This window comes from Salipiger bermudensis (assembly GCF_017309175.1).
Classification (GTDB): domain Bacteria; phylum Pseudomonadota; class Alphaproteobacteria; order Rhodobacterales; family Rhodobacteraceae; genus Salipiger; species Salipiger bermudensis.
The window spans coordinates 194237-202546 of sequence record NZ_JAEKJV010000004.1 but is presented as its reverse complement, the minus strand read 5'-3'; the positions used below and the strand labels follow the sequence as shown (position 1 = coordinate 202546).

Genomic DNA, 8310 nt, shown 5'->3' with positions numbered 1-8310 from the left:
GTCAAAATTCCAGAACTGAGTTCCAATCTGCCCAAATCTCGCCACCTTGTCCCCAGGCGGCGCATGTCTTGCGACATATGTGGCTCGGGCATAGCTACTATGCGCATCCATTGGTTGTGGGGCAACGGTTTATGTTTCTTGTGTGGTGAGGTGATGTTGGCGGAAATCTCAGTTTTCGTGATTTGTGGCTGCTGACATTCTAGGTATGAGATCCGTAAGTGCGGATTCCGCCGGGATTGTCCCGTCAATCTCGCAATCACTGCGCGACCGCAGCCGCTGGCGCTGGATCTGACAAGCGTGGTGAACGAAATCCTGATACGCCGCAAGATAGCCGCCGAGCCACCGGAGAAACCGTGGTTCCTGCCCGTTCGGAACCGAATCGTTCAATTGTGTCAACTTTCGGGCAAGGGCGACGTCCAACGGAAGCTCGATCCAAACGGCAAAGGCGCGACGTTCGCCAAGCGCCGGATCGAGAGGGCCGAGCGGGGTGTCGAGGAGCACCGTCGCTCGCGATGCCAGTGCACGCTCGATGGCATTGGCAAGGCCCGGAGCCTCCATTTCCTCATAGGGCGCCCCGCGCGCGATCCAGTCCCGCATCGCGGCGGGGCCGTTGCGGGTGAAGGTCTCGAAGTCGTCGTAGCGGAGCAGCGTCGCCCCGGTCCTTTCGGCGAGCGCCGTCGCGAGCGTCGTCTTGCCACTGCCCGGCGGGCCCGAGATCGTGATGAGCCGGGGCAGGGTCATGCAGGCTTCTCCGCTGCGGTGACGTGGAAGGTCATGTCGAGCCGTGCTGAAAGCGGCGGCAGGGGGCGCAGCCCGGCGGCCTCCATCCAGCCGCGATAGACCGTCGGTGGCCGGTAGAACGGCCCAAACACCAGATTTGCCGCCGCTGCGAGGCCCGATGGTATCGGCTCATCCGCCAGCGCACCGCGCTCGCAGACGATGAGCCGCCCGCCGGGAGGCAGGTGCTTGGCCGCTTTATTCAGAAAGCCGCGGGCCTCTTCCGGCGCCCAGTCATGCAGCACCGACTTGAACAGCACCGCGTCCGCTTCGGGCCAGGCGGTGTCGCGGGCGTCGCCGGGCAGGAAGGTCAGGCGCGGTTCCGGCGCAGGTTTCATCCGGGTGCGGCCAAGCTGGCAGACTGCCGGCAGGTCGAGCACCGTGGCGTGCAACGAGCGGTGCCGCGCCAGCAGCGCTTCCGCCATCACGCCGGTGTTGCCGCCGATCTCCAGCAGGCGCGTGCAGCCCTCGAGCGGCATCAACGGCGCCAGCACCGGGGCCTCGCGGCGCGACAGCGCGGTGACGTAGGCGACCCACGGGGCGGTGTCCTCGATCTGTGCCGCGCCGGTGCCACGGGCGCGCTCATAGCGGAAGAAGCCGAAGGTCTCGGCCCGCGACTGAAAGGCCTGCACCCTGGACGACAGCGCCGGGCCGTGGCGCAGCATGTCGCAGGCGGCCAGCGCGGTGAACTCGACAAGCGCGGCCAGATCGTCGCGCGCGCGCAGCAACTCGGCCATCGGGGGGCTTGGGCGCCATCCGGCATCGGTGGCCCGGAGCGCGCCGCGTTCGGAGAGGATCTGCACCGTCCATGCCTCCTCGGAGCGCGGGCCGGGGGCGGGCAGACGGTCGAAGAGGCGATGGTGCAGCGCCGCCCGCAAGGCCGACAGTGCGGGCACCTCGTCGAGCAAAGCGTCTTGAAGATTTCGGGCCTCTTCGTGCAATTCTGGGGTGTTCATCCAGTACTCCGGTTTCGGCAAGCTTGCGCCAGCGGCAGGCGCCATGCAACATGCCCGCACGCCTTACCGGAGGATGAGAGATGTCCGCTCGCACCCGATTGCCGGCGCTCCTGCTCGGCTTGACCCTTGCTGCGCCCGTCAGCGCGCTGCCGCATGATTGCCTGATCGAGCCGCAGGCGGTGATCTCGCTCACCTCGACCGAGCAGGGCCGTATCGACGAGGTTCTGGTGCGCCGGGGGGATCGCGTAAGCGCGGGCCAGCCACTGATCCGGCTCGAGGAGTCGATCCAGCGCCTGCAGCTCGAGATGGCCAGCGCCAAGGCGGGCACGGATGTCGAGCTGCGGGCCGCTGCGGCACGGGTCGATTTCCGCCGAGAGGCGCTGGCGCGGTCCGAACGGCTCTTCGCCAAGCAAACGGTCACCGAGGCCTCGGTCGAGGACAAGCGCATTGAGCTGACCCTGAGCGAGATGGCGCTGGAGGAGGCCCAGGTGGCGCGGGAACTGGCGCAGATCGAGCGCCGGATGGCGAGCGCGCTGCTCGACCGGCGCACGATCTCGAGCCCGGCGGACGGCATCGTGCTCTCGGTCGAGGCGGCGCCGGGCGAATACGCCTCGGACACCGAGGAGATGATGGTGCTGGCGGTGATGGACCCGCTGCTGGTCGAGGTCTTCGTGCCGCTCGATTATTTTGACCGCATCGCCGTGGGCGATAGCTACGAGGTCGCGCAGGTGGCGCCGCTCGACGGCCGCTTCGAAGCCACCGTGCGGACCGTGGATCGCGTGTTCGACGCCGCCTCGGGCACGTTCGGGGTCCAGCTCGAAATGGCCAATCCCGGCACCGAGATCCCCGCCGGGATACGCTGCACCGTCGACTTCGATCAGGCCTCGCACTGACGACAGTGCCCGGCCGAACCAGCCGCGGTCGGGGCAGGCGCGTCAGGACAGGCGGCGGCTGAGGAACAGAGCCACGATGCCGAGCGCCATCAGCAGCGCTGCGAGCAGCAGGGCCAAGGTGTAACTGCCCGTGACGCTGCGCAGCGCGCCTGTGACCAACGGTCCGCCGACCTGCCCGATGCCATACATCAACGTCATGCGCGCCATGGCCCGGCCCGGCTCGGCTGCGCGGATGCCGGCCTCGGCGAGCGATAGCGAGACGATGGCGATGAAGGTGCCTCCGAACAGCGCGGCAGAGAGGAGCGCCAGGGACTCTGCCATCGGGACCGCGAGCATCGCGAGTGCAACGATCTGCACCACGTAGCAGCCGGTCAGGGTGAGATGCGCGCCGAAGCGCCGGGCGAAGGCGGAGCCCGCTATGGCGCCGGCGCTACAGGCCAGACCGAGCAGGATCCAGAACATGTTGCTGCCGAGGATCGAGACATAGAACGTCGCGCCGACCGCGTAGCCCCATCCCGCGGTCAGGTAGGCGAGGCCGAAGAGCCAGAACCACGCGGCCGAGGAAGCAGGGCGTGTCGGCTGCCCGGTGCCGTCGGCTCGGGTGGGCGCGGGGCGCGGCGCCGGGGCGGGGACGAGCAGCCAGCAGGCCGGCGCCAGCACCAGCGCCAGTGCGCCGAAGGCGAGCCACTGGCCGTCCCAGCGCAGTTCGGGGATCATCAGCGCCACCACGCCGCTCAGGGAGATCCCGAGGCCCAGCCCGGCGAAATGGGGCGCCAGATCGCGCGAGCCGCCGCGCGCGGTCAGCCAGCCAAGGAGGAACTCGCTGGCAAGCAGCATCCCGGCGGCGCCGCTGGCCCCGGCGAGAAAGCGAGAGATGGCCCAGAGGAGGCTGTTCTCGGCGATCGCCATGGTGAAGCAGGTCAGCACCGCCAGCACGATCCCGGCCCGATACAGCGCCCAGCGGGTCGCGGGCGCCCGGACGAGGCTCAGCAGCAGCGTTGCGGCGAGGTAACCGGCATAGATCGCACCGCCGAGCAGCCCGCCGGTCACAGGCGACAGCGCCGTCTGCTCGAGCATCACCGGCAGCAGCGGGGTGAAGGAAAACCGTGCGATGCCGATGGTCAGCAATTGCGCGGCGATGCCGCCCGCGAAAACCATCGCCACGGTGCGTCGGCGCCCGCTGCCCGTCATTGCCTGTTCCATGCCACCACCTTCGGTTCAGCGAGGCGGCATCCCGGTCCGGGGCCCCCGCTGTTGCCATCACGCCGATGCATGACACCCCGGGCCGCAATTGGCGAGGTCGGAACCGCGCCTTTCACGATGCGGTGGCGCATCTGATGCGGTCTCCGGCAACAAGCAGGCCCTGCGTCGCTAGAGAAGGCGCAGTCTGCCTGCGACGCCCGCATGAGGTCTCAGGACCTTGCGTCGGCGGCCTCTTGCACGTCGCCCGTGGGCTCGAGGCGGCGGGCCTCGTCGACGGCCAACTCGGCCATCTTGATGATGGCCTCCCGGCTCGAGGCAGCGGCGATGAAGCGCGCCTTGTGACAGAACTTGGCGCCGGGCACGCCCGAGACCTGCTCGAGCTCGGCGCCGGAGAGGCCGGCCCAGGCCGCAGGCAGATCGGCCCGCTGCTCGAACCCCTGCTCGTGCTTGCGGATGCCGCCAAGGGTCCACTCGCCGGCGCCGCGCGGGGTCACCACGAAGAGCAGGTGATCGGCGCCCGCCTCGATCACTGCGGGCCGGAAGGGCATCCCCGTCGGCAGCTCGAGGATCGGGCTGTCTCCGGCGGCACGAATGGCCTCGGCGGCCAGCACCTCGGCACGCAGCTTGGCGGCGCTGCGGCCGATGCGGGCCTCGACGAACTGCCGCGCGATCCCGACCGCGGCATGGAAGGCGCGGGTCTCGCTCTCGGGGTCGGTGTCGTCGAAGACGGGCTTCAGCGTTTCGATCAGGCCGGGCAGGGTCATCGACGACAGCGGACCTGCCTCGGACAGGCTCACCGTGCCGTTGTCGACCTGATCGACCGGCAGCACGAAGCTGCGGTCGAAGGAGGCGTGCACCGTCTCGAGATGCGCTTCGGGAATATCGAAGCTCTTCAGGAAGTCGATTCCAAAGTGCTTCCAGACGAGCCCGAAGGAGCTGTAGGGGGTGTCGTCCTCGCGCAGCGGGCTTTCGCGCTGGTGGTGATCGAAGATCCCGGCATCGGGGTCGTAGGCCCCGCCGACATCGTAGATCAGCCTGCCGTCTGCGGGCGTGATCCACTCGGAGGACCGGCTGCGGACGACCTCGGCCTCGGGGTAGAGGCGGGTGAGGATGACGGTCGACAGCACTTCATCCGCATGGAAGCCGCCGGAATGGGTAACGAGGGTGCTGATGGCCATCTGGGTCGTCCTGCTGCTGGGAATGCCCGCCCCCTATGGCATCGCTTGCGGGGCCGCAAGATGCGACCCGGTCAAGGCCCGCCCGCGCAACCGCTCTGGCAGGGGGCGAGCTTGCTCCGGCTCCGGCAGGAGGTCCGGTCTCAGGTGTCGCCTTCAGCGGCCTCGGCCCTGTCGGGGGCGGTGTGCCCCGCGCCGCCATGGCGCCCGGAAAGCTTCTCGCGTCCCGACTGCAGCGCGACGTAGAGGATCGGCGTGAGGATGACGCCAAACGTGCTGGCAAACGCCATGCCGCCGAACACCGCGATGCCGATGGCCTGCTGGCTTCCCGCCCCGGCGCCCGAGGCGATCACCAGCGGCACCACGCCCAGCAGGAAGGACAGCGCCGTCATCATGACGGCGCGGAAGCGCAGCCGTGCCGCCTCGGTGCCGGCGTCGAAGATCGACCTTCCCGAGGCCCGCAGATGCATGGCGTACTCGACGATCAGGATGGCGTTCTTGGCGCCGAGCCCGATCAGCATGATCATCCCGATCTGGGTGTAGAGGTTGACGTCGCGCCCGGCGATCAGCACGGCGACATAGGCGCCCAGCAGGGCGAGCGGCACGGTGAGCAGGATCGCCAGCGGCATCGTCCAGCTCTCGTACTGGGCGACCAGGAAGAGATAGGCGAAGATCACCGCCAGCCCGAGGATGATCACAACGATGCCGCCCGACTCCTGCTCCTGCAGGGCCGAGCCGGTCCACTCGAAGCTGTAGCCCGGTGGCAGGGTCTCGGCCGCGACCTGCTCGAGCAGGGCGATCGCTTCCCCGGTCGAGGTGCCCGGGCTGGTGTTCGCGGTCAGCGCGGCAGAGCGGTAGAGGTTGTAGCGCGGCAGGTTCATCGGTCCGACGGTGTTCTCCACCGTGACCAGCGTGCGCAGCGGCACCATCTCTCCGGCCTGCGAGCGCACGTAGAGATTGGCGATGTCGTCGGCGGTGTCGCGGAATTCGCCCTCGGCTTGGATCTTTACCTGATAAACTCGCCCGAACAGGTTGAAATCGTTGACATAGATCGACCCGAGATAGGCCTGAAGCGCGGTGAAGACCTCGGAGACGTTGACCCCGAGCGCCTTGGCGCGCTCGCGGTCGAGATCGACGAAGAGCTGCGGCACGTTGGCCCGGAAGGTGGTGTAGCTGCGGGCGATCTCGTCGCGCTGGTTGGCGGCGAAGATCATCGACTTGACCACCGCGTCAAGCTCCTGCGGGGTGCCGGCGCCGGTCTGCTGGATCTGCATCGTGACGCCGTCGCCGCTGCCGAGGCCAGGGATCGGCGGCGGGCTGAAGGTGATGATCGAGGCGCTGGGGATTTGCTGCAGGCGCCGCTCGACCCGGCCGCGGATCGCCTCGGCGTGCAGCTCGGGATCGCTGCGTTCGTCCCACGGGTCGAGCACCACGGCGAGGAAGGCGCCGTTGGCGGCGGCCCCGCCGGAGAGGATCGAGAAACCGTTCACGGTGACGTATTCCTTGACGCCCGGCGTGTCGGCGATGATCTCGCCGACCTCGCGCGCGACCGCTTCTGTGCGCGCCAGTGTTGCCGCGTCTGGCAGCTGGATGTCGATGGCGAAGGTGCCCTGATCCTCGTTCGGGATGAAGCCCGTGGGCGCGATCCGCGACAGCCCGCCGAGCCCGAACAGCACCACGCCGACAAGGACGATCCCGATGATCGACACCCGCGCGAGCCGCGACACGATCCCGACATAGCCGTTGCGGGTGACCGAGATCGCGCCCTCGAAGACGCGCAGCAGGCCACGCGGCTCGCCCTTGCGGGGCTTCAGGATCAGGCTGCAGAGCGCCGGCGACAGGGTCAGTGCGTTGAGCGAGGAGATCAGCACCGCACCGGAGATGGTGATCGCGAACTCGCTGTAGAGCCGCCCGGTGATTCCGGGCATGAAGGTCACCGGAACAAAGACTGCCAGCAGCACCAGCGTGGTGGCGATCACCGGCGCGGTGACCTCGCGCATGGCCCGCCGGGTCGCCTCTTTCGGGGCGAGCCCCTCGGCGATCAGGCGCTCGGTGTTCTCGACCACGACGATGGCGTCATCGACCACGATGCCGATCGCCAGCACGAGGGCAAACAGCGAGATCGTGTTGAGGCTCATACCCGCCGCCTGCATCACCGCGAAGGCGCCGATCAGCGAGACCGGGATGGCGACCGCCGGTATCAGCGTCGCGCGCCAGCTGCCGAGGAAGATGTAGACAACCGCGAGCACCAGCACGAGCGCGAGGAGCAGCGTCTGGATCACGTCGTCGATCGAACTCTCGATGAAGTCGGTGTTGTTGTAGGTCACCGCGTAATCCATGCCCTCGGGCAGGTTGGCGGCGAGGCGGTCGATGGTCGAGATGACCCCTTCCGAAACCGCCACGGCGTTGGCGCCCGGCGCCTGGTAGACCCCGATGACCGATGACGGGACGCCATTGAAGGAGCCGGAATAGGTGTAGAACTGCGAGCCCAGCTCGACCCGGGCGACATCGCCCACGGTCACCTGCGCGCCGTCGCGGCCGGTGCGCAGCACGATCTGCTCGAACTCTTCCGGTGCGTCGAGAAGGCCCTGCGCGGTGACGGTATAGGTCAGCTGCGGATCGTCTCCGCCCGGAGGTCCGCCCACTGTCCCCGCGGGGACAATGGCGTTCTGATCCTGGATCGCGGCGACGAAATCGCTCGGGGTCATGCCAAGCGCGGCAAGGCGCTCGGGATCCATCCAGATCCGCATCGCGTATTTCAGGTCGGTCAGGACGTCGGCCCGGCCGACGCCGGGCACCCTGGCCAGCGGATCGCGGAGGTTGATGTTGGCATAGTTGGACAGGAACAGCTCGTCATAGCTGCCGTCCTCGGAATAGAGCGCGACCATCAGCAGCATGTTGCTGCTCGACTTGCTGGTCGAGACACCGTTGCGCACCACGTCGGCCGGCAGCTTGCTGTTGGCCTGCGAGACCCGGTTCTGCACGTTGACGGTGGCGATGTCGGGATCGGTGCCGACCGCGAATGTCACGGTCGTGGTGTAGAGGCCGGAATCTGCGCTGCTCGAGGACATGTACATCATGTCGTCAACGCCGTTGATCTGCTCCTCCAGCGGCGCCGCGACCGACTCTTCCACGGTGGTCGCACTGGCGCCGAGGAAGGCGGTGGAGACGTTGACCTCGGGGGGCGTGATGTCGGGGAACTTCTCGACCGGCAGGGTGAGGTAGGAGATCAGGCCAAAGAGCGAGATCACCAGCGAGATGACGAGGGCGAATTTCGGGCGGTCGATGAAGAAGGACGAGAACACG

6 protein-coding genes are annotated in these 8310 nt (G+C 68.0%); 1 reads left to right on the top strand and 5 read right to left on the bottom strand.

Annotated features, from left to right (window positions below):
* Window positions 1-168 precede the first annotated feature (168 nt).
* Together JF542_RS07485 and JF542_RS07480 are read right to left on the bottom strand one after the other, a co-directional pair.
* The gene (locus JF542_RS07485) at window positions 169-741 is read right to left on the bottom strand and encodes an AAA family ATPase (protein WP_207075365.1); all 573 of its coding nucleotides are present in this window, start codon (window positions 739-741) and stop codon (window positions 169-171) included.
* On the bottom strand, window positions 738-1733 hold the full coding sequence (locus JF542_RS07480; RefSeq protein WP_207075364.1) for a methyltransferase: 996 nt from the start codon (window positions 1731-1733) through the stop codon (window positions 738-740). The genes JF542_RS07485 and JF542_RS07480 overlap by 4 nt, the downstream gene beginning before the upstream one ends.
* A gap of 80 nt (window positions 1734-1813) precedes the next feature.
* Between JF542_RS07480 and JF542_RS07475 the strand changes: the two genes are divergently transcribed.
* Window positions 1814-2626, top strand: a complete 813-nt coding sequence (locus JF542_RS07475; RefSeq protein ID WP_242533645.1) for an efflux RND transporter periplasmic adaptor subunit — start codon at window positions 1814-1816, stop codon at window positions 2624-2626.
* A gap of 42 nt (window positions 2627-2668) precedes the next feature.
* Here JF542_RS07475 and JF542_RS07470 read toward each other — a convergent pair whose 3' ends face one another.
* From JF542_RS07470 to JF542_RS07460, 3 genes are all read right to left on the bottom strand, one after another.
* Window positions 2669-3829, bottom strand: a complete 1161-nt coding sequence (locus JF542_RS07470; protein ID WP_207075363.1) for a YbfB/YjiJ family MFS transporter — start codon at window positions 3827-3829, stop codon at window positions 2669-2671.
* A gap of 209 nt (window positions 3830-4038) precedes the next feature.
* Window positions 4039-5007, bottom strand: a complete 969-nt coding sequence (locus JF542_RS07465) for an MYG1 family protein (protein ID WP_207075362.1) — start codon at window positions 5005-5007, stop codon at window positions 4039-4041.
* Between the two features lie 140 nt (window positions 5008-5147).
* Window positions 5148-8309 (bottom strand): multidrug efflux RND transporter permease subunit, encoded by a 3162-nt coding sequence (locus tag JF542_RS07460; RefSeq protein WP_207075361.1) that lies wholly within the window; start codon window positions 8307-8309, stop codon window positions 5148-5150.
* Between the last annotated feature and the right edge of the window lies 1 nt (window position 8310).

Bases quoted from the DNA above. Each gene is read 5' to 3' on its own strand.
- JF542_RS07465 (WP_207075362.1), bottom strand. From the start codon at position 5,007: ATGGCCATCAGCACCCTCGTTACCCATTCCGGCGGCTTCCATGCGGAT.
- JF542_RS07480 (WP_207075364.1), bottom strand. From the start codon at position 1,733: ATGAACACCCCAGAATTGCACGAAGAGGCCCGAAATCTTCAAGACGCT.
- JF542_RS07485 (WP_207075365.1), bottom strand. From the start codon at position 741: ATGACCCTGCCCCGGCTCATCACGATCTCGGGCCCGCCGGGCAGTGGC.
- JF542_RS07475 (WP_242533645.1), top strand. From the start codon at position 1,814: ATGTCCGCTCGCACCCGATTGCCGGCGCTCCTGCTCGGCTTGACCCTT.
- JF542_RS07470 (WP_207075363.1), bottom strand. From the start codon at position 3,829: ATGGAACAGGCAATGACGGGCAGCGGGCGCCGACGCACCGTGGCGATG.